Here is a 24874-nt window from a genome sequence, read left to right as displayed (position 1 = left end):
CCGCCGCACGAAGGAGAACGCCGTGGCCCACCAAGGCAAGCACTGGATCGAGCACTGGGAACCCGAGAACGAGGAGTTCTGGGAGTCCACCGGCAAGAAGATCGCCCGCCGCAACCTGTGGTTCTCGGTCTTCGCCGAGCACATCGGCTTCTCCATCTGGACCCTGTGGTCGGTCATCGTCCTGTTCATGGGCAAGGACTACGGCTTCTCCGCCGCGGACAAGTTCCTCCTCGTCTCGACGCCGACGCTGATCGGCGGCCTGATGCGGCTGCCCTACACCTTCGCCGTGGCGAAGTTCGGCGGCCGCAACTGGACGGTCGTGTCTGCGCTGCTCCTGCTGATCCCGACCGCGCTGGCCGCGGTCGTGCTGCACCCCGGCACGCCGCTCGGCACGTTCCTGGTCGTCGCGGCCCTTGGCGGCGTCGGCGGTGGCAACTTCGCGTCGTCGATGACGAACATCAACGCCTTCTACCCGGAGAAGCACAAGGGCTGGGCGCTGGGCCTCAACGCCGGCGGCGGCAACCTCGGCGTCGCGGCGATCCAGCTGGTCGGGCTGCTGGTGATCGGCACGGCGGGCGCGACCGCGCCGCGGCTGGTGCTGTTCGTCTACCTGCCGCTGATCGTGGTCGCCGCGCTGTGCGCGTACTTCTGCATGGACAACCTCGCCACGATGAAGGGCGACACCAAGGCGATGCGCGAGGTCGTCAAGGACCCGCACACCTGGGTGATGTCGTTCCTCTACGTCGGCACGTTCGGTTCGTTCATCGGCTACAGCTTCGCCTTCGGCCTGGTGCTGCAGAACCAGTTCGGCCGCACCCCGCTGCAGGCGGCCGCGGTAACGTTCCTCGGCCCGCTGCTCGGCTCGTTCTCCCGGCCGGCCGGCGGCTGGCTGGCCGACCGGATCGGCGGCGGCAAGGTCACCTTCGCCACCTTCACCGGGATGGCGCTGGCCACGGTCGTGCTCATCCTCGCCTCGACGTCGAAGTCACTGGCGTTGTTCACGATCGCCTTCATCGTGCTGTTCGTGCTGACCGGCATCGGCAACGGCTCGACGTACAAGATGATCCCGGCCATCTTCCGCGCCAAGGCCAAGGTGGCCATCGCGAACGGCGCCGAGGAGACGGCCGAGCTGCTCAAGGCGCGGCGGCTGTCCGGTGCGCTGATCGGCCTGGCCGGCGCGATCGGCGCCGAAGGCGGCCTGTTCATCAACCTGGCGTTCCGGCAGTCCTTCGCCGACGCGAAGAGCGGAGTGCCCGCCTTCATCGGATTCCTCGTCTTCTACGGGCTGTGCTTCGCCGTCACCTGGGCGGTCTACCTGCGCAAGCCCGCCGAACAGCCCACGAGTGAGCGCGGTCTGGCGCTCGCGGGAGCGGAGGTCTGAGATGCCCACCCTGGTCGTCGCCGGACACGGCATGGTCGCCCACCGGCTCGTGGAGGCGGTGCGCGCGGAAGACCCTTCGGGGACTTGGCACATCGTCGTCCTGTCCGAGGAGCCGCGCCCGGCCTACGACCGGGTGGCCCTCACGTCCTACGTGGACACCTGGGACCCGGCCGCGCTGGCGCTGCCCGGCTCGGACTACGCGGGCGACTCCCACGTCGACCTCCGGCTCGGCGAGCTGGCGGTTTCGGTGGACCGGTCTTCGAAGACCGTCACCACGGCGTCCGGAGATGTCGTTCCCTACGACGCTTTGGTGCTGGCCACCGGCTCGCGGCCGTTCGTGCCGCCGGTGCCCGGGCACGACCTGGACGGCTGTTTCGTCTACCGGACCATCGAGGACCTGGACGCGATCCGCGCGGCCGCGGTCGACAAGCCGGGCCGCGGCCGTCGCTCGGCCGTCGTCATCGGCGGCGGCCTGCTCGGGCTGGAGGCCGCGAAGGCGCTGCGGGACATGGGGTTGTCCCCGCACGTCGTCGAGATGGCGCCGCGGCTGATGCCGCTGCAGGTCGACGAGGGCGGCGGCTCGCTGCTGCGGCGGCTCATCACCAACCTGGACGTCACCGTCCACACCGGAACGTCCACCAACGCCATCGAGGCCGACGGCTCCCGCCTGCTGGCCAAGCTGGGCAACGGCACCGAGCTGGACGTCGACCTCGTCGTGTTCTCCGCCGGTGTCCGGCCGCGCGACGACCTCGCCCGGCAGTCCGGCCTGGAGCTGGGCCCGCGCGGCGGGGTGCTGACCGACGCGTCCTGCCGCACCAGCGACCCGGCGATCTACGCGATCGGCGAGTGCGCCGCGGTCGAGGGGCGCGTGTACGGCATCGTGGCGCCCGGTTACGCGATGGCGGAGATCGTCGCCGCGCAGCTCACGGGTGGTTCGGGGACGTTCCCGGAACCGGACACATCCACGAAGCTGAAGCTGATGGGCGTCGACGTCGCTTCCTTCGGGGATGCCCACGCGAAGACGGAGGGCGCCCTCGAAGTCGCCGTCAACGACGCGGTCGCCGGGACGTACAAGAAGCTCGTCGTCACCGACGACGGCAAGACCCTCCTGGGTGGCGTGCTCGTCGGCGACGCGACCGAGTACAACACGCTGCGGGCGCTGGTCGGGCGGCCGCTGCCGGCCGAGCCGGGGGCGATCCTCGCCCCGGCGGGCGGTGGTGCCGCGGTCGGCGTCGACGCGCTGCCCGACGCGGCGCAGATCTGCTCGTGCAACGCCGTCTCCAAGGGCGCGATCACGAACGCCATCCACGAGGACGGCTGTGACACGGTCCCGAAACTGAAGGCGTGCACCCGCGCGGGCACGGCCTGCGGGTCGTGCGTCCCGCTGCTGTCCAAGCTGCTCAACGCGGCCGGGGTCGAGCAGTCGAAGGCCGTCTGCGAGCACTTCCCGCAGTCGCGCGCGGAGCTGTTCGAGATCGTCCAGGCCACCCGGATCACGACGTTCAGCGAGCTGATCGCCCGCTACGGCACGGGCAGCGGCTGCGCGATCTGCAAGCCGGCGGTGGCGTCCATCCTGGCCACCCTCGGCAACGGGCACGTGCTCGGCGGCGAGCAGATGACGCTGCAGGACACCAACGACCGGTACCTGGCGAACCTGCAGCGCAACGGCACGTACTCGGTCGTCCCGCGGATCCCGGGCGGCGAGATCACGCCGGACAAGCTGATCGTCATCGGCGAGGTGGCGCGCGACTTCGGGCTGTACACCAAGATCACCGGCGGCCAGCGGATCGACCTGTTCGGCGCGACGGTGGACCAGCTGCCGCTGATCTGGCGGCGGCTCGTCGACGCCGGGTTCGAGTCCGGGCACGCCTACGGCAAGGCGCTGCGGACGGTGAAGTCGTGCGTCGGCTCGACGTGGTGCCGCTACGGCGTGCAGGACAGCGTCGGGCTGGCGATCGAGCTGGAACTGCGCTACCGCGGCCTGCGCTCGCCGCACAAGCTCAAGTCGGCGGTGTCCGGGTGCGCCCGGGAATGCGCCGAGGCGCGGAGCAAGGACTTCGGCATCATCGCCACGGAGAACGGCTGGAACCTCTACGTCGGCGGCAACGGCGGCACCACCCCGCGGCACGCCGAGCTGCTGGTGTCCGATGTGGACACAGAGACGCTGATCCGCACGATCGACCGATTCCTGATGTTCTACGTGCGCACCGCCGACCGGCTGCAACGGACCGCGCCGTGGATCGAGGAGCTGGACGGCGGCCTCGACCACCTGCGCGCGGTGATCGTCGACGACTCGCTCGGCATCTGCGAGGACCTCGACGCGGCGATGGCCAAGCACGTCGACAACTACGCCGACGAGTGGAAGGGCGTTTTGGAGGACCCGGAGAAGCTGGCCCGGTTCACCTCCTTCGTCAACGCTCCGGGCACGCCCGACCCGGCGATCTCGTTCCGCGAGGAGCGGCAGCAGAAAGTGCCCGTGATGCTCGGCGTACCGGGCTTTCCGAACAGCGAGGTGCGTCGATGACTACTTCGATCCAGCGGACCTGGACCGCGGTCTGCCCCGTCGGCGCCGTGCCCGAATCCGCCGGGGTGGCGGCGCTGCTCGACGGCGGCGTGCAGGTGGCGGTCTTCCGGCTGCCCGGCGACCGGCTGTTCGCACTGTCCAATTGGGACCCGTGCAGCGGCGCGGCGGTGCTTTCGCGCGGCATCGTCGGCGACGCGGACGGCGTCCCGGTGGTCGCGTCGCCGGTCTACAAGGAACGGTTCGTCCTCGAAACCGGCCGGTGCCTGGACGCCGACGGCGTTTCGGTGCCGGTGTACGAGGTGCGCGTCCGGGAAGGCGTCGTCGAAGTGGAGAGCGCGTGAGCGATGTGCTCCCGCTGGCCGGTTTCGTCATCGGCATCACCGCGGCGCGCCGGGCCGACGAGCTCGGCGCGCTGTTGGTGCGCAAGGGGGCGAGCGTCCGCTACGGCCCGGCGATCCGGATCGTGCCGCTGACGGACGACACCGAGCTGCGCGCGGCGACCACCGCGTTGCTCTCCTCGCCGGTGGACGTGGTCGTCGCGACCACCGGCATCGGGTTCCGCGGCTGGCTCGAGGCGGCCGAGGGCTGGGGGCTGGGCGACCCGCTGCTGGCGCGCCTGTCCTCGGCGTCGTTGCTGGCCCGGGGGCCGAAGGTGACCGGGGCGCTGCGGGCGGCCGGGCTCTCGGAGTCGTACTCGCCGGCGTCGGAGAGCAACGCCGAGCTGCTGCAGCACCTGCTGTCGTCGGGGGTCGACGGGCTGCGGATCGCGGTCCAGCTGCACGGGGAGCCGCTGCCGTACTTCGTGGACACGCTGCGCGCGGCCGGTGCGGAGGTGATCGAAATCCCGGTGTACCGCTGGGTCGGCCCGGCCGACCCGGGCCCGGTGGACCGGCTCCTGGACGGCGTCCTGGACGGCTCGATCCACGCGCTGCCGTTCACCAGCGCGCCGGCGGCGGCGTCGCTGATCGCACTGGCCCGGCGTACGGGCCGGCTGCCGGGACTCGTCGCGGCGCTGTCCGGGCCGGTGGTGGCGGCGTGCGTCGGCCCCATCACGGCCGGCCCGTTGGCGGCGTTGGGGGTGCCGACGGTCCAGCCGCACCGCGCGCGGATCGGCGCGCTGGCCCGCACGGTGGCGGAGACCCTGGTGGCCCGTTCCCCGCGGCTGCGCGCGGGCGGGCGGTCGATCGAGCTCCGCGGCCAGGCGGCCATCGTGGACGGCGAGTGGTGCGAGGTGGCCCCGGCGCCGATGGCGTTGTTGCGGGCGCTGGCGGCGTCACCGGGCCGGGTGGTGTCGCGGCGCGAGCTGATCTCGGCGCTCCCGGGAGGCGGCGAGGAGCACGCGGTCGAGACGGCGATCGGGCGGCTGCGGACGTCGCTCGGGGGCGGGAAGGTCGTCCAGACGGTGGTGAAGCGCGGGTATCGGCTGGCGGTGGACGCCTGAGCGTGTCAGCGGCCGTGTCAGTGCGGTGGCCTTCCGGTGTCAGCGGGCGGGGCGAAGGTGGTTTCCACAAGAGCTGCTTCATTGCCCTCGAGGAGATTCCGATGCACGAGTTCACCACCACCGCCCCGATCGCCACCGTCCTTTCGATCCCGGCCGGCCAGGTCCGGCTCGCCGCCTCGCCGCGTTCGGACACGCTCGTCGAGGTGCTTCCCGCCGACCCGGCGAAGAGCCGCGACGTGAAGGCGGCTTCGCAGGCCGAGGTTTCCTTCGCCGACGGCGTGCTGCGGATTTCGATCGCGGCGAAGAACCAGTACTTCGGCCCATCCGGGGCGGTGGACGTGACGGTTTCGCTGCCGGCCGGCTCTTCGGTCGACTTGGCGGCCGCCTCCGTGTCGGTGCGAGGGGTCGGCCGCCTCGGCGACGTGACGGTCTCGGGAGCGCACGGCGAGGTGGTCTTCGACGAAGCGGCCGGCATGCGCTTGACGGCCCACGGCGGCGACGTTTCGGTGGGCCGCCTGACGGGCCCGGCGGAGATCACCACGGGCCAGGGCGACATCCGCATCGCCGAGGCGTCGAGCGGCACCGTGGTGCTGAGCACCCAGATGGGCAACATCACGGTGGGCGCGGCGGCGGGAACGTCCGCATCGCTGGACGCGGGGACGACGTACGGCCGGATCAGCAACGCGCTGCGGAACGAGGGTGTGGCGGGGTTGGCCATCCGGGCGACCACGTCCTACGGCGACATCGAGGCCCGGAGTCTGTGAGGCCGGTGCCCGAGCGCCCCAATGTGGCCTTCGGTGCGTCTCACGCACCGAAGGCCGCCTTGGGTGCGTGAGACGCAACCAAGGCCGCCTTGGGGCGCTTGGGAAAACCCGGAATTGTCGGTGCCTTCCGGTAGCGTGGAAACCGGGGGGCGCCCCCGCGGGCCGGAACGCGTTCGGCGCCCGGAATTGTCGGTGCCCGCTGGTAGCGTAGGAAACGGGGGGCGCCCCCGCGGGCGGGGGTCAGTCCAGCCAGGTGACCGCGTGCTTCTCGAACCCGCGCGCCGCCGCCACACGGGCCGCCTCGGCCTCGGCTTCCTCGCGGACTGCCGGACGCAGCGGGTCGAACGCCGTCAGCGTCACCGTCAGCTTCGTCCCGCTGCCCTTCGTGCGCCACGTTCCCGCGATGTCGCCGTCCGCGAGGAGCACTCCCGGGTTGCCCAGCATCTTCCAGACCTCCTTGCGCCGCAACGGGTCCGGGACCAGCAACGCCTTGTCGCGGGCCTGGATGAACGGGTCCAGCGGGGGCAGCAGCCGCACCACGTCCGGCTCCGGCGGGTTCTCCAACGCCGGGAGCCGGTCCGCGGGCAGGTACCGCTTCTTGCCCTCGACCTGCACCTCCGCCAGGTCCGCCGGCCACGTCCGGTCGACCACCGCGCGGGCCGTGCCCGCGAACTCCGCCGCCTCGCCCGGGGAGGCCGGGCCGTTGAGCCGCAGGTAGCGCTCGACCACCGCCGTCGCCGCGGCCGGGTCCGGAGTCTTGCGCAGCCGGCCGCGGCCCTCCAGTGGGGCCAGCGTCGCCGGGGACGCGCCCGCCACCAGGCGGACGCCGCCCAGCGGGGCCGCGATGCGCATCAGCTGCTCCTGGATGTGCGTCGCGTTGCAGCCGCGGCACCAGCGCGAGAACGCCGGGGGCAGGCGCTGGGTCACCGCCGTCGAAACCGCGCCCTTCGTCATCGGTTTCGTGACGACCTCGCGCAGCGCCGCGGCCGCCGTGAACACCACTTCGGACGCCGCCAGCCCCGCCGCCGCCACTTCCTTGCGCTGCCACAGCATCCGGGCCAGCGCGTCCGCGTCGTCGAGCGGGATCAGCGCCCGGATCGTCTCGGCCAGGTCCGGACGGAGGTGGTAGTGCGGCGCCCCGCGCAGCGTCCAGGCCAGGACGAGCCGCTCGTCGTCCTCGGGGGACACCGGGTCCTCGAGCCGGGCGGCGAGGGCTAGCAGCGCGGTGTCGCGCATGCTGTCCTGCAGCCCGGCCCGGACCACGGCGAGGTCGGCGACGTCCCGCGCCGAGCGGTGCAGGCCGTGCTCGGCGATGCGGTAGGCGAGTACCTGACGGCGGTCCACGGGCTGCTCCTAGAACGCGTACTCGAAGGTGTAGGCCACCTTGTCCTCGCCGAGGGCGCCCCCGGCCGTGCCGCTGCCGGTCAGCCCGGCCAGCTCGCCGGTCCCCGAGCCGGGGACGACGGTGAACGTCGACGCGATGCCGTTGGCGTCGAACGTGTACTCGTGGCGCACGACGAACGTCCCTTCGCGACCGTCGACCTTGCCTTCGAAGCGCTCGAAGCACGGCGACGTCGTCTCGCCGCTTTCGTAGCCTTCGCCCGCGTAGTACAGCAGAAGATCGCAGATCGACTCGCCTTCGAGGACCCCTTCGTACGCGAAGGTGGCGTGCGCGTACGCCACCCGCGGGCCGCCTTCGGTGCCGCTGACGATCTTCTCTTCCCAGCTCTTCGTGGTGAATCCGTTCATGCGGAGCACTCTGCCGGGCATACCTGTCAACTTGTGTCAGGTATTTCTGTCAGAATCGGACCATGCGCGCCAGCCGGCTCCTCTCCGTCCTCCTGCTGCTGCAGAACCGCGGCCGGATGACGGCCGAGGAGCTGGCCGAAGAGCTCGAGGTGTCGGTCCGGACGGTCTACCGGGACATCGACGCGCTCTCGGCGTCCGGCGTCCCGGTGTACGCCGACCGCGGCCGCACCGGCGGCTACCGGCTGGTCGACGGCTACCGCACCCGGCTCACCGGGATGACCGAGGAAGAGGCGCAGTCGCTGTCGCTGGCGGGGCTGCCGGTGGCCGCCGCCGAACTCGGCCTCGGCACGGTGCTGGCGGCGGCGCAGCTCAAGCTGTACGCCGCGCTGCCCGCCGAACTGCGGGACCGCGCCGGGCGCGTCGCCGAGCGGTTCTACCTGGACGTCCCCGGCTGGCACCGGGGCATCGAAAGCCTGCCGACGCTGTCCGCGATCGCCGACGCCGTGTGGTCGTCGCACCGGATCCGGATCCGCTACGAACGGTGGGGGCAGCGGGTCGTCGAGCGGGAGCTGGAGCCGCTGGGGCTGATCCTCAAGGCGGGCAACTGGTACCTCGCGGGCCGCTGCGAGGGCACCGACCGGACGTACCGGATCTCGCGCGTGCTGGAGCTGACCGACCTCGGCGAGGTGTTCGAGCGGCCGGCCGGGTTCGACCTCGCGCGGTACTGGCAGGAGTGGTCCGAGCAGTTCGAACGCCGGATGTACCCGCGGGTCGCGGTGGTGCGGCTTTCGCCGCGGGCGCGGGCTCTCGTACCGTTCTACGCAGGTTCCGTCGGCGCCCGCGCGTTGCGCGACTGCCCGAACGAGCCCGACGCGGACGGCTGGCTCACCGTGGAGCTGCCGGTGGAGCCGGGCGAACCGGCCATCGGCGAGCTGCTGCGCTTCGGGCCGCACCTGCAGGTCCTCGAACCCGAGGACCTGCGGGCGGAGCTGGCGGCGGCGATCGAGGAGATGGGCGCGTTCTATGGGTGAACTGAGCGGGATCGCCATCGGCGTCACGGCCGAACGCCGGGCCGGCGAATTCATCGCGGCCCTCGAACGCCACGGCGCCGACGTCCGGCACGCGCCGACGATCACCATCGTGCCCCTGGACAGCGACCCCGAGCTGAAGGACGCCACGCTGGAGCTGGTGACGTCGCCGGTCGACCTCACGGTCGTCACGACGGGCGCCGGCTTCCGCGGCTGGCTCGACGCGGCCGAAGGCTGGGGCCTGCGCGACCGGCTCGTGACGGCGCTGGGGGACTCCCGGATCTACGCCCGTGGACCGAAGGCGGTCGGCGCGGTCCGGGGCGCCGGCCTGCGCGAGACGTTCTCGGCCGCGTCGGAGTCGAACGCCGAGCTCTTCGCAGCGGTGACGTCGGCGGGCGTGCGGGGGCAGCGGACCGCGGTCCAGCTGCACGGCACGTCGCTGCCGGAGTACACCGCGCCGCTGGTGGAGGCGGGCGCGTGGCTGGTCCAGGTGCAGCCGTACCGCTGGCACTCGCCGCCGGACGTGACGCCGGTGTACGACCTGATCGACGCGGCCGTGGCCGGCGAGCTGGACGCACTGGCGTTCACGAGCGCCCCGGCCGCGACGAACTTCCTGGCGTTGGCGGGGGCATCCGGCCGGTACCCGCAGCTGCTCGACGCTTTGCGCGGCCGCGTGGTGGTGGCGTGCGTCGGCCCGGTGACGGCCGCGCCGCTCGAGGCCGCGGGCGTGCCGACCCTGCAGCCGGAGCGCCAGCGCCTTGGTGCGCTGGTCAAGCTGCTGGCCACGAGGCTGGGCAAGGCTTAGCGGCGCGGCCGGGTTCGGGCGCAGCTCGGCAGCGCCTGGCCGCGGGCGGCGTCGCTCGGCTGCGGGCAGCGTCGCTCGGCCGCGGGGCGGCGTCGCTCGGCCGCGGGTGGCGTCGCCCAGCCGCGGGCAGCGTCCCTCAGCCGCGGGGCAGCGTCGCTCGGCCGCGGGCGGCATCGCCCAGCCGCGGGCAGCGTCCCTCAGCCGCGGTCGGCCGACCACTCACCTCGGCAAAACTTGGCGGCGCCGGGTGCCGCTCAGAACAATCCCTCGGGTTCCTCCTCTCCGTCCGGCTTCCACCGGTACTTCCGCAGGTCAACGCGCTGCCCGTCGGCCAGCACACCCTCCGCCCGCAGCCGCTCCAGCTGGTCGTGGGCCAGGTGGGGTGCCGGGGTTCCGTTCGCGCGCAGGATCCGGTGCCACGGCAGGTCGTGCCCGTCCTCGGCCAGGATCGCGCCCACCATCCGCGGCGACGGCGCGCCCGCCAGGCTCGCTATGTCGCCGTACGTCGCCACCGTGCCGGCCGGCACCGACTCGATGATCTCCCGCACGCGCTCGTGCAGAACGTCGTCCATGACCCCTACTGTGCCGCACACCACCGACACTTTCGGCAACCATCCACCGCACCACCGGGCGCCTTCACCGAACCGACCCGCGCTAAGCCGTGCCGGTGCGCCACCCGGGGGACCCGGCGTGATTCCATCGCGGGGTGAACGGGAGGCGAACGGCGCAGGCGGACGCGCGGCTGGTGCGCACGCCGAACACCGCCACACCCTCCTTCACCTGGGACGAAGGCGCCCGCCGCGTGCTCTCCGCGCCCGGGGGGTTCCTCCGCGTGCTCGGCGGCCCCGGCACCGGCAAGACCGCGCTGCTGGCCTCGGCCGCCACGCGCCGGATCGCCGAGGGCGCCGATCCGGAGAGCGTGCTCGTGCTCACCACCTCGCGCCGGTCCGCCGACACGCTGCGCGCCGATATCACGCGGCGGCTGACCGCGGACCCCGACCTCGCGCGGCCGCTGCCCCGGACCGTCCGGGAGCCGCTCGTCCGGACCGTGCACTCCTACGCCTACTCGCTGCTGCGGCTGGAGGCGATGGCCGAGGAGCTCCCGCCGCCGCGGCTGCTCGCTGGCGCCGAACAGGACGTCGTCGTCCGCGAACTCCTGGCCGGTGACCTCGACGAAGAGGCCGAGTACTGGCCCGAGTCGCTGCGGCCCGCCCTGATGGTCCCCGGGTTCGCGGAGGAGCTGCGTGACCTGCTGATGCGTGCCGCCGAGCGGGGGCTCGGGCCCGAGGACCTCGCCGAGCTGGGCCGTCGCCGCGGGCGTGAAGAGTGGATCGCCGCCGGGCAGTTCTGGGCGCAGTACGAAGAGGTCACGCAGTTGCAGGGCGCCGGCGGCAACGCCCTCGGCGTGGCGAGCGCCCCCGCGCTGGACGCCGCCGAGCTGGTCACCTCCGCGCTGCTCGCCCTGGAGGACGACGACGAGCTGCGCGACCGCGAGCGCACCCGCGTCCGGCACCTGTTCGTCGACGACGCCCACCACCTCGACCCGCTGCAGACCAGCCTGGTCCGGGTGATCGGGCACACCGCCGCCGAGTTCGTCGTGGCCGGCGACCCCGACCAGAACGTGTTCTCCTTCCGGGGCGCCGACGCGCGCCTGTTCGCCGACGCCGACCCGGACGGCAGCCGGACCGTCACGCTCACCACGGCCCACCGGCTCGCCCCGGCCGTGCGGCTCGCGGTGGCCAAGATCGGCGCGACGCTGCCGGGCGCGTCACCGCACCGCAAGATCGTCCCCCCGTGCGGAGCCACCGGCGGCAACGTCCGCGTCCGCGTGATGCCGACCCCGGCCGCCGAGGCGAGCTGGATCGCCGACCAGCTGCGCCGCGCGCACCTCGTCGACGGCGTGCCGTGGTCGGAGATCGCGGTGCTCGTCCGGTCGCCCGCGCGGACTTTCCTGGTGCTGCAACGCGCCTTGCGCGCGGCCGGCGTCCCGATCGGGTCGGCGACCGAGGAGCTCCCGCTGGCGAAGCAGCCCGCGGTGCGGCCGCTGCTGGCCGTGCTGAAGCTCGCGCCGTCGCCCGAGCTCCTGGACGTCGACCTCGCCGAAATGCTGCTTTCGTCCGCGCTCGGCGGCGCGGATCCGCTGGCGCTGCGGCGGTTGCGGCGCGGTCTGCGCCGGCTGGAACTGGCCGGCGGCGGCCAGCGGTCGAGCGACGAGCTGCTCGTGGAAGCGTTGCGCGGCGGGGACATCCTCGCCGGGCTGGCCAACGCCGAAGCCGAGCCCGTGCGGCGCGTCGGCGGGCTGCTGCGGGTCACGAACCAGGCGGTGGCGCGCGGCGAGGGTGTCGAGCAGGTGCTGTGGCAGCTGTGGCGGGAAAGCGGGCTGCAGGAGAAGTTGCTGAAGCAGGTCGAACGCGGGGGATCGCTGGGCGCGCAGGCCGATCGCGACCTCGACGCCGTCGTCGCGCTCTTCGACGCCGCGGGCCGGTACGTCGACCGGCTGCCCCGCGCGAGTGTCGCTTCTTTCGCGGACTACCTGGGCGCGCAACGGATCGCGGGTGACACCCTGGCGCCGGCGGCCGTCCCGTCCGACGGCGTCTCGCTGCTGACCGCGCACGCCGCCGCCGGTCGCGAGTGGACGGTCGTCGCCGTCGCGGGCGTCCAGGAGGGCGCGTGGCCGGACCTGCGGCTGCGGGGATCCGTGCTGGGCGTGGAACGGCTCAAGGACCTGATGGCCGGGGTCGACGACGACGCCGTCTCCCAGACCGCGCCGATCCTCGCCGAGGAGCGGCGCCTGTTCTACCTGGCGATGAGCCGGGCGAAGCAGACGCTGCTGGTCACGGCGGTTTCGGGCGAGGACGAGCAGCCGTCGAGGTTCCTCGACGACCTGGAGGAGAACGGCGCCGACGACGGCGGGCTCGACTCGCGGATGAAGCCGCCGGGCCGGTCGCTGGTGCTCGCCGAGCTGGTGGGCGAGCTGCGCGAGGTCGTCTGCGACGACAAGGCGGACCCCGCGCGACGGCGTCGGGCGGCGAAGCAGCTGGCGCGCCTGGCCGACGCTCGCGTGCCCGGCGCACATCCGTCGACCTGGTACGGCCTGCTCCCGGCGTCGAGCGACGAGCCGGTGCACCCGCCGGGCGACCTGATCCGGATCTCCCCGTCCACAGTGGAGATCCTGACGAAGTGCCCGCTGCGCTGGATGATCGAGCGCCACGGCGGCAGCGACCCGGCCCAGCTGGCGGCGGTCACCGGGACGCTGGTGCACGGGCTCGCGCAGGCGGTGGCGTCCGGCAGCACGGACGCCGAGCTGCAGGCGGCGCTGGACGAGGCCTGGGTGCGCGTCGACGCGGGAGCGCCGTGGTTTTCGCGGCGGGAGCGCCGCCGGGTCGAGCAGATGCTGCGGAACTTCACGACGTGGCTGGAGCGGAGCCGGGCGGAGCTCAAGGAAGCGGGCGTCGAGCAGGACATCGAGGTCGAGCTGCCGGCGGGCAGCGACGACGAGGTCCGGGTGCTGCTGCGCGGCCGGGTCGACCGGGTGGAGCTGGACTCCGAGGGGCGGCCGGTGATCGTCGACATCAAGACGGGCAAGGTCCCGGTGTCGGGGGCGGACGCCGAGGCGCACCCGCAGCTGGCGGCGTACCAGCTGGCGGTGTTGTTGGGGGCCATCGAAGGCCGGACCGAGGCCGGCGGCGCGCGGCTGGTGTATGTCGCGAAGGCGAACAACAAGACGGGGTCGACGGAACGCTCCCAGCCGCCGATGGACGAGGTGGGCGGCAAGCAGTGGCTGGAGCTGGTCCAGAAGGCGGCGGCTTCGGCGGCCGGGCCGGACTACCAGGCGCAGGAGAACCCGGACTGCGACCGCTGCCCGGCGCGGGGGTGCTGCCCGCTCCGGCCGGAGGGGCGGCAGGTGCCGGGGCCGTGAACTATCCGGTGAGTTCGTTCGCGGCGGGAGGCCGGGTAGGCGCTGGTCTTGTGAACTATCTGGTGAGTTCGTTCGGTGGCGCGAGGAAGGGTCTACGCGCCGGGGCCGTGGACTATCTGGTGAGTTCGTTGGCTGCAGGAGGCCGGGCGGGCGCTGCGGCTGTGGACTATCTAGTGAGTTCGCTCGGTCGCGCGGCGAAGCGTGTGCGCGACGGGCTTGTGAACTACCTGGTTAGTTCAGCCACCGCCCGAGAGCCGATGCCCTGGGCGGTGCGCCCGTGAGCCCGCTCGTCATCGCCAACCCCGTCGAACCGGCCGAACTCGCCGACGCGCTCGGGCTGCACCGGCCCACGCCCGAACAGGCCACCGTCATCGCCGCGCCCGTCGAGCCCTCGCTCGTCGTCGCCGGGGCCGGGGCGGGGAAGACCGAAACCATGGCCGCGCGGGTCGTCTGGCTCGTCGCCAACGGGATCGTCAGCCCCGACCGCGTCCTCGGCCTCACCTTCACCCGCAAAGCCGCGCGCCAGCTCGGCGAACGCGTCCGCGCCCGGCTCCGGCGCCTCGCCGGGTCCGGCCTCCTCGACCGCCTCGACCCGACCGGCGGCCTGCGGTCCACTGTGGTCGCCGGCGAACCGACCGTCCTCACCTACCACGCCTACGCCGGGCGCCTGCTCTCCGAACACGGCCTGCGCCTGCCGGTCCAGCCCGGCGTCCGGCTGCTGTCGGAGACGTCGTCGTGGCAGATCGCGCACCGGGTGGTGTCCACCTGGGACAACGAACTGGACACCGACCGCGTCCCGCCGACCGTGACAGCCGATCTCCTGGCGCTGGCCGGCGAGCTGGGCGAGCACCTCGTCTCGACCGAACAGCTGGCGGAGTACACGACCTGGCTCTGCCGCGTCATCGAGAACGCCCCGCGCGCCAAGGGACAGCGGGCCGCGCTGCCGCAGAAGCTCACCGAAATCATGGCGGCGCAGCACTTCCGGCTCGCACTGCTGCCGCTCGTCGACGACTACCACCGCCGCAAGCGCAACGAAGGCGCCCTCGACTTCGCCGACCAGATGTCCCTCGCCGCGCAGCTGGCCGGCGGGTACCCGTCCGTCGTCCGCGGCGAGCGGGAGCGCTACGGCGCCGTGCTGCTCGACGAATACCAGGACACCGGGCACGCCCAGCGCGTGCTGCTGCGCGCGCTGTTCGGCGGCGTCGAAAACCCGCCGATGCCGGTCACCGCCGTCGGCGACCCCGCGCAGGCCATCTACGGCTGGCGCGGCGCCAGCGCGGCCAACCTGCCCCGGTTCACCACGGACTTCCCGCGCTTCGACGGCGAACGGCTCGTCCCCGCGCACGAATTCGGGCTGCTGACCAGTTTCCGCAACCCACCGGAGATCCTGGACCTCGCGAACGCCATCGCCGAACCGCTGCGCGCCCGCGGCCTCGGCGTCGAACGCCTGCGGGCGCGCGAAGGCGCCGGCCCCGCGGACATCGCGTGCGCGCTGCTGCCGGACATCCGCGGCGAACGCGCGTGGGTCGCCGACGCCCTCGCCCGGCGCTGGTACGCCCACCAGGAACGGACGGGCAAGCCGCCGACCGCCGCGGTCCTCGTGCGGCGCCGGGCCGACATGGCGCCGATCGCCGCCGAACTGCGGGCGCGCGGGCTGCCGGTCGAGGTCGTCGGGCTCGGCGGCCTGCTCGACGAGCCCGAGGTCGCGGACCTCGTGTCGACGCTGAAGGTCCTGGCCGATCCGCTGTCCGGGAGCGCGGCGGCCCGGCTGCTGACCGGCGCCCGCTGGCGGCTTTCGGCGGCCGACGTCGCCGCGCTCTGGCGGCGCGCCGGCGAGCTGTCCAGCCCGGAGAAGCCGGACACGCCGGAACTGGTCGTCGAGCGCGTCGAGCAGGCCGGGCTCATCGACGCGATCGACGAGCCCGGCGATCCCGCCCGGTACTCCGAGGAGGGGTACCAGCGGATCCGGCGGATCGGCTGGGAGCTGGCCGCGCTGCGGCGCCGGCTCGACCAGTCCCTGCCGGAGCTCGTCGCCGACGTCGAACGCACGATGCTGCTGGACGTCGAATCCCTCGCGCGCCCGGGTTCCGCGGGCCGCGCGCACCTGGACGCGTTCGCCGAGGTCGTCACCGACTACGCCGAAACGGCGCCGACGGCGACGCTGCTGTCCTTTGTGGACTACCTGAACACCGCCGCGCACGCCGAGGACGGGCTCACCCCGGGCGAGGTGGAGGTCGTCCCGGACCGGGTGCAGGTGCTGACCGTGCACTCGGCGAAGGGCCTCGAGTGGGAGGTCGTCGCGGTGCCGCACCTGGTGCACGAGGTGTTCCCCGGACGGCGGCGGTCGTCGTCGTGGCTGCGGACGGCGACGTCGCTGCCGGCCGCGTTGCGCGGTGACGCCGAAGACCTGCCTGCGCTGGCGATCGCCGAGGGGTACGACCGCAAGGAAGTCCAAGAAGGACTGGAGCTGCACGAAGCCGGGTTCGTCGAACGGGAGCAGGCGGAGGAACGGCGGCTCTGCTACGTCGCGCTGACGCGGTCCGAGCACGCGCTGATCGTTTCCGGGCACTGGTGGAACGAAAGCAGCAGCCGGGCGAAGGGACCGTCGGAGTTCCTCACGGAGATCGCCGGCGTCCTGCGTGAGAGCGGCGTCGGGCAGCTGGCGGAGTGGGCGCCGGAACCCACCGAGGACGACGAAAACCCGCTGGTCTCGGACTCGCGGGCGGCGCGCTGGCCGGTCGACCCGCTTGGCGACCGCCGGACCGGCGTGCAGACCGGCGTCGAGCTCGTGTCGGAGGCGCTGGCTTCTCCCGATCCTTCCGAAGAAGCGGACGACGATCCGGACGGCTGGGTGACCGACACCGACGTCCTGCTGGAGGAGTGGGCGCGCAAGGACGACCACGTGCACCGGGTGCCGCTGCCTTCGCGGCTTTCGGTGAGCCAGCTGGTCGCGCTGGCCGACGACGCCGCCCGGCTCGCCGGCGACCTGCGCCGCCCGCTCCCGGTGGAGCCCAACAGCTTCGCCCGCCGCGGCACGGAGTTCCACGGCTGGCTGGAGCGCCGGTTCGCCGGCGACCAGCTGATCGAGATCGACGACCTCCCGGGCGCGGCCGACTTCGGCGAGGCCCCCGACGCGGACTTCGAGGAACTGCAGACGGAGTTCGAGAAGAGCGAGTGGGCCGCGCGCGTCCCGGTGGCGGTGGAGGTGACGTTCTCGGCGGACGTCGAAGGCATCACGTTGCGCGGCCGCATGGACGCGGTCTTCGCCGACCCCGACGGTGGCTGGACGGTGGTGGACTGGAAGACGGGCGCGGTCCCGCCGGAGTCGCGCATCCCGGCGCTGTCGGTCCAGCTGGCGGCGTACCGGATGGCGTGGGCGGCGCTGAAGAACGTCCCGGTGGAGCAGGTACGGGCCGCGTTCCACTACGTCCGCGCGAACCGCACGGTCCGGCCGGCGGACCTCCTGGACCCGGAACGCCTCCGCCGGCTGCTGCGTGACATCCCGGAGGCGTGACCCGTAGGGCATCTCGCGTGATCAGACGGGCATCTCGCGTGATTGGAGGGGCATCTCGCGTGATTGAGGACGGAACTCGCGTGATCAGAGGCGGAACTCGCGTGATCGGCGGGGCATCGGCGTGATGCCCCTGGAGACACGGGTGATGCCTCTCGGGACACGGGTGATGCTCCGTCGGTGGGCTACTACAGGTCCACCGGGTACAGGTGCAGCTCCGCGGTGAAGGAAAGCCAGTCGCCGGCTTGGATTCGGGCAGGGGGCGCGACTTCGACGAGGACGAGACTGCCGGACACCTCGATCGTCGCCACGCCGTCGGCGGGGTCGAAGGCGGCGACGCGACCGGTGATCCGGGTCCGTGCCCCGCTGCCGGTCAGGGTGCCGGTTCCGTGGTCCGACACCGTCCAGGTGCTCACCGCGGCCGGAAAATCCAGTTCGACGTCCCAGCCACCGGTACGCGCGGGTCCGTGCCACCGGGCTCGGGCCGACCCGGCGGGGCACACGAAGCGGACCGAGCCGTCCGCCGGCACCTCGGTGATCTCGACCCGCACGAGTTACGCGTTGTCGCGGACCTTGAGGGCCCAGGCGATCAGGGGCCACTGCAGCGGCAGGCGCGCCCAGGCGATCGCGCGGCGGGGGGCCGGGGCCTCGGCCGCGTCCAGGGCCATCTTCACGTTGCCCGGGAACACGCCCAGGAACAACAGCGCCGCCGCCAGGGCTCCGAGGCGGCGGGTGCGCGGGGCCGCCACCGCGGCCGCCACCGCCAGCTCCGCCACGCCCGAACCGTACGTCCACGCCCGGCGGGACCCCGGCAGCGAAGCCGGGATCAGGCCGTCGAACGGCTTCGGGACCGCGAAGTGCAGGACGCCCATCGTGCCCAGTGCGCCGACCAGCACGTGCGCGGGGCGTTGCGAGGTTGCCATGAACTCATCGTTTCACGCGGCGGCGCGGTCTCGGATTCGGCTATCCTCCGGGCGTGGGTGACGAGCCGGCATGAAAGCTCTCAAACGGCTGCCGCTGGGCAGTCTCACCGATCGGCCCGATCACGAGCTCGTCGGCGTCCTGCGGATGCCGGAGCTCACCGTCAGCCCGCTCCGCTCGATCGTCAAGCGGATCATCGGGGCGCTGCTCGCGCTGCTGGCCACGGTCGTCATCGTCTACCTCGACCGGGACGGCTACCGCGACGCGAACGGCGACGGGCTGTCCCTGCTGGACAGCCTGTACTACGCCACCGTCTCGCTGTCGACGACCGGGTACGGCGACATCGCGCCGGCCACGTCGTCCGCCCGGCTGGTGAACGTCCTGGTGATCACGCCGCTGCGGGTGCTCTTCCTCATCGTCCTGGTCGGGACCACCCTCGAGGTGCTCACCGAGCGTTCCCGCCAGGCGTTCAAGATCCAGAAGTGGAGGACGAAGGTGCGCGACCACGTGGTCGTCGTCGGGTTCGGCACCAAGGGCCGGTCCGCCGTCAACGCGCTGCTCGGCGACGAGAACATCGCCCCCGGCCAGATCGTCGTCGTCGACACCGACCAGCAGGCCCTCGACGCGGCGAGCGCGCTCGGCCTCGTCGCCGTGCACGGCTCGGCCACCCGGTCCGACGTGCTGCGCGTCGCCGCGGTGCAGCACGCGCGGGCGGTCGTGGTCGCCCCGAACCGGGACGACACGGCCGTGCTCGTCACCCTCACCGCCCGCGAGCTGGCGCCCAAGGCGCACATCGTCGCGTCGGTGCGGGAGGCCGAGAACGTCCACCTGCTCAAGCAGTCGGGGGCCGACCAGGTCGTCGTCTCCAGCGAGACGGCCGGGCGGCTGCTCGGCATGGCGACGTCGACGCCGCTGGTCGTCGACATCATGGAGGACCTGCTGACGCCGGAATCGGGGCTCGCGATCGCCGAGCGCGCGGTCGAGCCGTCGGAGGAGGGCGGGTCGCCGCGGCACCTGGGCGACCTCGTCCTCGGCCTGGTCCGCGACGGCGTCCTGTACCGCGTGGACGCGCCGCAAGCCGACGCCATCGAACCGGGCGACAAGCTGCTTTACGTCAAAAAGGTCACCCAGGCGGAGAAGATCGAGCGCTGACCGGGGCGCCTGGGTTTCGGCCGCGGAATCTGGAACCATGGCCGGGTGCCCCCGCGATCCCTCGCCCTCAGGTGGCCCACGGTGGCGATCCCCGCCGCGGCGGGCGTGCTCGTCGTGCTCCTCGCCTGGCTGGCCGGGCCCGGGCTGCTGGGCATCGCCGGTGACGTCCTCGGCGCGCCGGTGCAGGCGCAGGTCACCAAGCCGGCGCCGTGCGGCCAGGCGGACGCGAAGGAAACCGTGCAGTTCACCGTCGCCGGCAAGCCCCACGAAGGCACGCTCGACGGCTGCGGGCACGCCCAGGGCGAACGCGTCGAGGTCGCCGTGCCCGAGGCGGTGCCGGACCAGGGCGCGGTCAGCGTCACCCTCGCGGACACGTCGATGGGCGCCTCCGACGCCCGGCGCCCGCTCGGCATGGCCCTGCTGGTGTTCGCGTGCTTCTCCGGCGGGATGTTCGTCTACCTCTGGCTGAGCATCCCGCTGCGGCCCAAGGCCGGAACCGCTAGCTGACCTCGGACGACGGCGCCGCGAAGGTGTTGCAGTCGGCGATCCGGTTGCTCGTCGCGCCCGCCCGCCACCAGGACGCGTAGTGCGCGTTCGTCCCGTGGTCGTGGCTGCGGGAAGTGTTGTCGCCGCGGGTCTCCTGGTCGTTCCAGGCCTTGTTGTACATGTCGCGGCTGATCGTGCCGCCCTGGTCGACGTGCGCGCCGAGGAACATCCCGGAAAAGCACTGGGCCTGCAGTTCCTTGCGCCGCGACATCTCGAGCCCGGCCGGGCTGTTCTGGCCGGCCTCGTAGATCTTCTGCCAGGCCGCGTCCATCAGCCCGGCGACCTCCTGGACGTGGTGGCCGTACTCGTGGGCGAACAGGGCCAGGTAGACGCCGGGGTTGTTGCCGTACTGGTCGGTCTGCAGCCCGCGGAACGGGACGTACAGGTTGTTTTCGCAGTAGTACGCGGCCGTCGCGATGCCGACCTGGATCGTGCCGCACTCGGTTTCGAAGCTCGCGCCGGTCGGGAAGTGCAGCGCCGGCGGCGTGAACGGCAGGTGGTAGGCCTCGAGGAACGGCCCCCACGCCGCGTCGAGGCACTTGCTGGCGGCGGTGAAGAACGCTTCCGCGCCGTCCTGCGTGCTCTGCCACGGCGGGAGGGTGCAGACGCGGTTCTGCAGGCCGGCGTTCGGGTCCTGCAGGATCGGGTGGTCGGCCAGCTTGAGGACCTTCTGCGGGCCGGTCGGGCTGGGTGTCGACAGCTCGGTCGACGGGGTCGACGACGACGCCGACGCCGGGGCACCCGCGCCGCCGGGCGGCAGCTGCGAGGGGAGGTCCTCGGACGTCGGGACGTCACGGAGGTTCGGGGTCGCCAGTGGCGTGTTGTCGCTGTTGAGGGCCACGATCGCGACCAGCCCGAGCACCAGCACGGCGACCGCGCCGAGGCACACGCCGATCACCGCCGCCGGCGAGCGGCGCTTCGGAGCGGACACGGTGTGCGGGCGGCCCAGCCACGGGAGATCCGGTTGCGCAGCCGGCACCGGCGGCGGCTGGACGGTTCCGCGGGGCGGCGGTACCTGGCCGTGGGGCGGTTGCGTCACTGGGCAGTCCCGAAGGGTCTCGGTACGGACCGGGGGTACCCGATCCCGCCATTCAGCATATCGGGGGAACGGGCCGGCCCGCACCCATGCGTGCGCGTGCGGTCACGGCGCACCGACGTCACCCCAGGTCTGGCCGGGTGCAACCGGCTCTGAGAGCATGTCGGCAAGCAGGTACTGCAGGCGAGGGGCTTCGATGACAGACACCGGCGGCGATGGCGCCGACACGCCGACTCCGAGCCAGGGCGTGCCCCAGGCTCCCGCCGCCGGATCGGGTGAACCGAACCGGCCCGAAGATCACGCCGCGTCACCGGCCACGCCGCCGCGGGCCTGGCAGGCGCCGGGCACGCCGGCTCCGCCGCCGGGCTGGCAGCACGGGCCCGGTCACCGGCCGGACGCGCTGCCGCCGTTCACCGCGCAGCAGCCCCCGTACCAGCCGCACCAGCAGCCGCGCTGGAACCCGCACGGGCTCGGCAAGCCCGGCGTGATCGCGCTGCGGCCGCTCAACATCGGCGACATCCTCGACGGCGCGATCACCGCCATCCGCCGTCACCCGCTGCTGATCCTGGGCATCGGCGCGGTGGCGTCGGTGATCACCGCCGCGATCGGCTTCGTCGTCTCGAAGTTCGCGTTCGGCGAGCTGCAGGGGCTCGCCAAGACGGTCCAGCTCGGCCCCGCCACGACCGACGAGGAACTGCGCAACGCCGTCTTCGGCACCTTCGGCGACTTCTTCCTCGTGCTGATCTCCTCGACGCTGGTCTCGACGTTGCTGCTGACCGTCACCACCGGCCTGATGGCCGCGGTGATGGGCCGCGCGGCGCTGGGCCGCGAAGTCACCTTCGGCATCGCCTGGAGCGAGGTGCAGCCGCGGCTGCTGCCGCTGCTCGGCGTGGCGTTCGTCTACGCGCTGCTCAGCACCATCGGCGTCATGCTCTGCATCATCCCCGGCGTGCTCGTCTGGGTGTTCTGGGCGCTGGCCGCCCCGGCGCTCGTGCTCGAGCGCGGCACGTTCCGCGAGGCGTTCGCGCGGTCGGTCAAGCTGGTCGGCGGCGCGTTCTGGCGGGTGCTGGGCGTGCTGCTGCTGGCCCGGATCATCGAAGGGGTCTTCGAGAACATCATCTCGCTGCCGTTCTCCGTCGGCTCCGGCGCGTTCAGCCAGATGTTCAACCCGGGCAAGGTGGTCGTGCCGAGCACCGGAGACCTGCTGCTGCAGTCGGCCGGGCAGATCATCGCCGGCACCATCGCGATCCCGTTCGTCGCGCTGGTCACCGTGATCGTCTACCTCGACCAGCGGATGCGCCGCGAAGGCATGGACATCGAGCTGGCCCGCGCCGCCGGCGTCCAGCCGCCGCAGGCATGGTGACGTTCAGGCCCACGGACGTCCCGGTCGACATCGACCGGGACACCGCGCGCCGCGCGGCCGCCGACGAGCTGTCCGACCCGAAGTACCGGGACGCGCGGCCGGGATTCCTGCAGCAGATCGGGCAGTTCCTGGGTGAACAGCTCGAAAAGCTGCTGAACAGCCTCTCTTCGGACGTCCCCGGCGGCATCTTCGGCGTGCTGCTCGTCGTCGGGCTGCTGATCGTGCTCGTGGTGGTGGTCCGGCTGCGCACGGGCAAGGTCGCCCGCGCGGCGAAGGCCGATCGGCTCGTCTTCGGCGGGCAGCGCAGAAGCGCCGCCGACCACCGCCGGTCGGCGGCGGAAGCCGCCGCCGGTGGCCGGTTCGGCGACGCCGTGCGCGAGCAGTTCCGGGCCGTCGTGCGCGCGTTGGAAGAACGCGCGCTGCTCGACACGCGCTCCGGCCGGACGGCGGACGAAGCCGCCGCCGAAGCCGGGCTGCTGCTGCCGGACGTCGCCGAGGACCTGCGGCGGGGCGCGCGGCTGTTCGACGACGTCCACTACGGCGGCCGCGAAGGCACCGAAGCGGCGTACCGCGCGCTGACCGAGCTGGACGAACGCTGCCGCCGGGCGCGACCGGTCGCCGTGGCGGCCCCGTGACCACCTCGGTTTCCCCGGACCTGCGCCGGATCTGGCGCGGTGCCCGGGTCCCGCTCGCGCTCCTCGCGCTGATCTTCGTCGCCGGTGCCCTGCTCCTGCTCGGTCGCGGCGAGCAGGCCCACGGCGCCCTCGAACCCGGCTCCTACGAGCCCGCCGGCGCGCACGCCCTCGCGGCCCTGCTGAAGGACCAGGGCGTCGACGTCCGGACCGCGCGCACGGCCGCCGAAGCGGACACCGAGGTCGGCGAAGCCACGACGTTGCTCGTCACCGCCCCGGACCTCGCCCCGGCGAAGCAGTTCGACGCACTGCGGGAGCGCGCGGCGGACGTCGTCCTCGTGACGCCGGGGGAGCGGACCCTGCACGATTCCCTGCCGCTCGTGCAGGAAGCCGGCCGCAGCGACGTCGGGACCTTGCCGCCGCAGTGCACGGTCGCCGCGGCGGTCGCGGCGGGCGAGGCCACGCTCGGCGGGATCGGCTACGCCGCCCCGGGCGCGCGCTCGTGCTACCCCGGCGAGGACGGCGGCGGCTCGCTGCTGCAGCTCGCCGGCGGCCGCGGCACGACGACGCTGCTCGGCACTCCGGCGCCGCTGACGAACGCGCGGCTCGCCGAACAGGGCAACGCGGCGCTGGCGCTGCGCCTGCTGGGCGCGCACCCGAAGCTCGTCTGGTACCTGCCGTCGGAGACCGACCCGGCGCTGGACAGCGACCGCCGGTCGATCTTCGGCCTGATCCCGGACGGCTGGTACTACGGCGCCGCGCAGGCGTTCGTCGCCGTGGCGCTGCTGGCGTTGTGGCGGGCCCGCCGGCTCGGCCCGGTCGTCACCGAGCCGCTGCCGATCGTCGTCCGCGCGGCCGAAACGGCCGAAGGCCGCGCGCGGCTGTACCGGCGGGCGAAGGCCGCCGGGCACGCGGGTGAGACGCTGCGGGAGGCGGCCCGCGGCCGGCTGCGGACCGCGCTGGGGCTGCCGCGCGACGCCGATCCGGCGGCGCTGGTGGAGTCGGTGAGCACGCGGACGCACCGCCCGGCGAACGACGTCGGTGCGGTCCTCTACGGGCCGCCGGTGCCGGACGATCCCGCGCTGGTCCGGCTGGCCGGCGAACTGGACAGGGTGGAACGAGAGGCAGGGCGAACTTGACCAGCGAGAACGCGACCGGGGCCCGTGACGCGCTGATCGCGCTGCGCGCCGAGGTCGGCAAGGCCGTCGTCGGCAACGAAGCCGCGGTCACCGGGCTGATCCTGGCCCTGCTCTGCCGGGGCCACGTGCTGCTCGAAGGCGTCCCGGGCGTGGCGAAGACGCTGCTGGTGCGCGCCTTGGCCGCGGCGCTGGACCTGGAGACCACGCGCGTGCAGTTCACGCCGGACCTGATGCCCGGCGACGTCACCGGGTCGATCGTCTACGACGCGCACAGCGGCGAGTTCTCCTTCCGCGAAGGCCCGGTGTTCACGAACCTGCTGCTCGCCGACGAGATCAACCGGACGCCGCCGAAGACGCAATCGTCGCTGCTGGAGGCGATGGAGGAGCGGCAGGTGTCGATCGACGGCAAGTCGCGGCCGCTGCCGGACCCGTTCATCGTGATCGCCACCCAGAACCCGGTGGAGTACGAAGGCACCTACCCGCTGCCGGAAGCGCAGCTGGACCGGTTCCTGCTCAAGCTGACCATGCCGGCGCCCTCGCGCGAGGACGAGATCGGCATCCTTTGGCGGCACGCGCAGGGCTTCGACCCGCGCAACCTCGCGGCGGCGGGGCTGAAGGCCGTCGCCGGCGCCCCGGAACTCGCCGCGGCCCGGGAAGCCGTGGCGCGCGTGACGGTCGGGCCGGAGGTGATCGGGTACGTCGTCGACCTGTGCCGGGCGACGCGGTCCCTGCCCTCGGTGCGGATCGGCGTTTCCCCGCGTGGCGCCACGGCGTTGCTCGCGGTGACCCGGGCCTGGGCCTGGCTCGCCGGACGCGACTACGCGACGCCCGACGACGTCAAGGCCCTCGCCCGGCCGGCGCTGCGGCACCGCCTCGACGTCCGGCCGGAGGCCGAGCTCGAGGGCGTCACCGCGGACGGCGTGCTGGACCGCGTGCTCGCGTCCGTGCCCGTGCCGCGCTGAC

General features: G+C 73.1%; 21 protein-coding genes. 15 read left to right on the top strand and 6 right to left on the bottom strand.

The genetic code is table 11. The features are described from left to right. Positions 1–22 precede the first annotated feature (22 nt). The 5 genes from ACLJPY_RS20890 (at position 23) to ACLJPY_RS20870 (ending at position 6110) form a co-directional block, all read left to right on the top strand. The gene (locus ACLJPY_RS20890) at positions 23–1381 is read left to right on the top strand and encodes a nitrate/nitrite transporter (protein ID WP_410590745.1); all 1359 of its coding nucleotides are present in this window, start codon (positions 23–25) and stop codon (positions 1379–1381) included. 1 nt (position 1382) lies between these two features. Then, on the top strand, positions 1383–3905 hold the full coding sequence (gene nirB, locus ACLJPY_RS20885) for a nitrite reductase large subunit NirB (RefSeq protein ID WP_410590743.1): 2523 nt from the start codon (positions 1383–1385) through the stop codon (positions 3903–3905). Next, on the top strand, positions 3902–4246 hold the full coding sequence (gene nirD / locus ACLJPY_RS20880; protein WP_410590741.1) for a nitrite reductase small subunit NirD: 345 nt from the start codon (positions 3902–3904) through the stop codon (positions 4244–4246). The genes nirB and nirD overlap by 4 nt, the downstream gene beginning before the upstream one ends. Next, positions 4243–5346, top strand: a complete 1104-nt coding sequence (locus tag ACLJPY_RS20875) for a uroporphyrinogen-III synthase (protein ID WP_410590740.1) — start codon at positions 4243–4245, stop codon at positions 5344–5346. The genes nirD and ACLJPY_RS20875 overlap by 4 nt, the downstream gene beginning before the upstream one ends. Before the next feature lie 101 nt (positions 5347–5447). Continuing rightward, positions 5448–6110, top strand: coding sequence for a DUF4097 family beta strand repeat-containing protein (locus tag ACLJPY_RS20870; RefSeq protein ID WP_410590738.1), 663 nt, complete (start codon positions 5448–5450; stop codon positions 6108–6110). A 240-nt stretch (positions 6111–6350) separates the two neighbouring features. Here the strand turns inward: ACLJPY_RS20870 and ACLJPY_RS20865 are convergent, their stop codons facing one another. Next, a complete protein-coding gene (locus tag ACLJPY_RS20865; protein ID WP_410590737.1) occupies positions 6351–7454 on the bottom strand; it encodes a DNA glycosylase AlkZ-like family protein in 1104 nt (367 codons plus the stop codon). Between the two features lie 9 nt (positions 7455–7463). Next, entirely contained in the window at positions 7464–7859 is a 396-nt protein-coding gene (locus ACLJPY_RS20860; RefSeq protein WP_410590735.1) for a DUF3224 domain-containing protein, read from the bottom strand. Between the two features lie 62 nt (positions 7860–7921). Between ACLJPY_RS20860 and ACLJPY_RS20855 the strand changes: the two genes are divergently transcribed. Then, complete coding sequence (locus ACLJPY_RS20855; RefSeq protein WP_410590733.1) at positions 7922–8890, top strand: helix-turn-helix transcriptional regulator; 969 nt, start codon at positions 7922–7924, stop codon at positions 8888–8890. Continuing rightward, positions 8883–9692: a uroporphyrinogen-III synthase gene (locus ACLJPY_RS20850; protein ID WP_410590731.1), complete on the top strand. Its 810-nt coding sequence runs from the start codon at positions 8883–8885 to the stop codon at positions 9690–9692. Before ACLJPY_RS20855 ends, ACLJPY_RS20850 begins: the two co-directional genes overlap by 8 nt. A gap of 254 nt (positions 9693–9946) precedes the next feature. Here the strand turns inward: ACLJPY_RS20850 and ACLJPY_RS20845 are convergent, their stop codons facing one another. After that, the gene (locus ACLJPY_RS20845; protein ID WP_410590729.1) at positions 9947–10264 is read right to left on the bottom strand and encodes an MGMT family protein; all 318 of its coding nucleotides are present in this window, start codon (positions 10262–10264) and stop codon (positions 9947–9949) included. Positions 10265–10437: 173 nt separating this feature from the next. Between ACLJPY_RS20845 and ACLJPY_RS20840 the strand changes: the two genes are divergently transcribed. Both ACLJPY_RS20840 and ACLJPY_RS20835 read left to right on the top strand, forming a co-directional pair. Beyond that, on the top strand, positions 10438–13611 hold the full coding sequence (locus tag ACLJPY_RS20840; protein ID WP_410591238.1) for an ATP-dependent helicase: 3174 nt from the start codon (positions 10438–10440) through the stop codon (positions 13609–13611). Positions 13612–13888: 277 nt separating this feature from the next. Then, positions 13889–17125, top strand: coding sequence for an ATP-dependent helicase (locus tag ACLJPY_RS20835; RefSeq protein WP_410590727.1), 3237 nt, complete (start codon positions 13889–13891; stop codon positions 17123–17125). Between the two features lie 185 nt (positions 17126–17310). Here the strand turns inward: ACLJPY_RS20835 and ACLJPY_RS20830 are convergent, their stop codons facing one another. Next, positions 17311–17673, bottom strand: a complete 363-nt coding sequence (locus ACLJPY_RS20830) for a hypothetical protein (RefSeq protein WP_410590725.1) — start codon at positions 17671–17673, stop codon at positions 17311–17313. Positions 17674–17676: 3 nt separating this feature from the next. After that, on the bottom strand, positions 17677–18045 hold the full coding sequence (locus ACLJPY_RS20825; protein ID WP_410590723.1) for a hypothetical protein: 369 nt from the start codon (positions 18043–18045) through the stop codon (positions 17677–17679). 70 nt (positions 18046–18115) lie between these two features. Here ACLJPY_RS20825 and ACLJPY_RS20820 point away from each other — a divergent pair, with 70 nt between their 5' ends. Together ACLJPY_RS20820 and ACLJPY_RS20815 are read left to right on the top strand one after the other, a co-directional pair. Beyond that, a complete protein-coding gene (locus ACLJPY_RS20820) occupies positions 18116–19195 on the top strand; it encodes a potassium channel family protein (protein ID WP_410590721.1) in 1080 nt (359 codons plus the stop codon). A gap of 81 nt (positions 19196–19276) precedes the next feature. Then, entirely contained in the window at positions 19277–19702 is a 426-nt protein-coding gene (locus ACLJPY_RS20815) for a hypothetical protein (RefSeq protein ID WP_410590719.1), read from the top strand. On the opposite strand, the gene ACLJPY_RS20810 is transcribed toward ACLJPY_RS20815, so the two are convergent. Further along, positions 19695–20720, bottom strand: coding sequence for a neutral zinc metallopeptidase (locus ACLJPY_RS20810; protein WP_410591237.1), 1026 nt, complete (start codon positions 20718–20720; stop codon positions 19695–19697). The two genes, ACLJPY_RS20815 and ACLJPY_RS20810, sit on opposite strands and share 8 nt — an antisense overlap. A 253-nt stretch (positions 20721–20973) precedes the next feature. On the opposite strand from ACLJPY_RS20810, the gene ACLJPY_RS20805 reads away from it, so the two are divergent. Genes ACLJPY_RS20805 through ACLJPY_RS20790 form a run of 4 tightly spaced genes read left to right on the top strand, consistent with a single transcriptional unit; the run spans position 20974 to position 24873 of the window. Then, positions 20974–22140 (top strand): hypothetical protein, encoded by a 1167-nt coding sequence (locus ACLJPY_RS20805; RefSeq protein ID WP_410590717.1) that lies wholly within the window; start codon positions 20974–20976, stop codon positions 22138–22140. Next, positions 22134–22775, top strand: a complete 642-nt coding sequence (locus tag ACLJPY_RS20800) for a DUF4129 domain-containing protein (protein ID WP_410590716.1) — start codon at positions 22134–22136, stop codon at positions 22773–22775. Before ACLJPY_RS20805 ends, ACLJPY_RS20800 begins: the two co-directional genes overlap by 7 nt. Beyond that, on the top strand, positions 22772–23911 hold the full coding sequence (locus tag ACLJPY_RS20795; RefSeq protein ID WP_410590714.1) for a DUF4350 domain-containing protein: 1140 nt from the start codon (positions 22772–22774) through the stop codon (positions 23909–23911). Before ACLJPY_RS20800 ends, ACLJPY_RS20795 begins: the two co-directional genes overlap by 4 nt. Next, positions 23908–24873: an AAA family ATPase gene (locus ACLJPY_RS20790; protein WP_410590713.1), complete on the top strand. Its 966-nt coding sequence runs from the start codon at positions 23908–23910 to the stop codon at positions 24871–24873. Before ACLJPY_RS20795 ends, ACLJPY_RS20790 begins: the two co-directional genes overlap by 4 nt. The last annotated feature ends 1 nt before the right edge of the window (position 24874 follow it).

The sequence above is a fragment of the Amycolatopsis sp. lyj-23 genome (assembly GCF_046549135.1).
Classification (GTDB): Bacteria; Actinomycetota; Actinomycetes; order Mycobacteriales; family Pseudonocardiaceae; genus Amycolatopsis.
The sequence above is the reverse complement of the archived record's forward strand: the minus strand, read 5'-3'. Positions and strand labels throughout refer to the sequence as shown.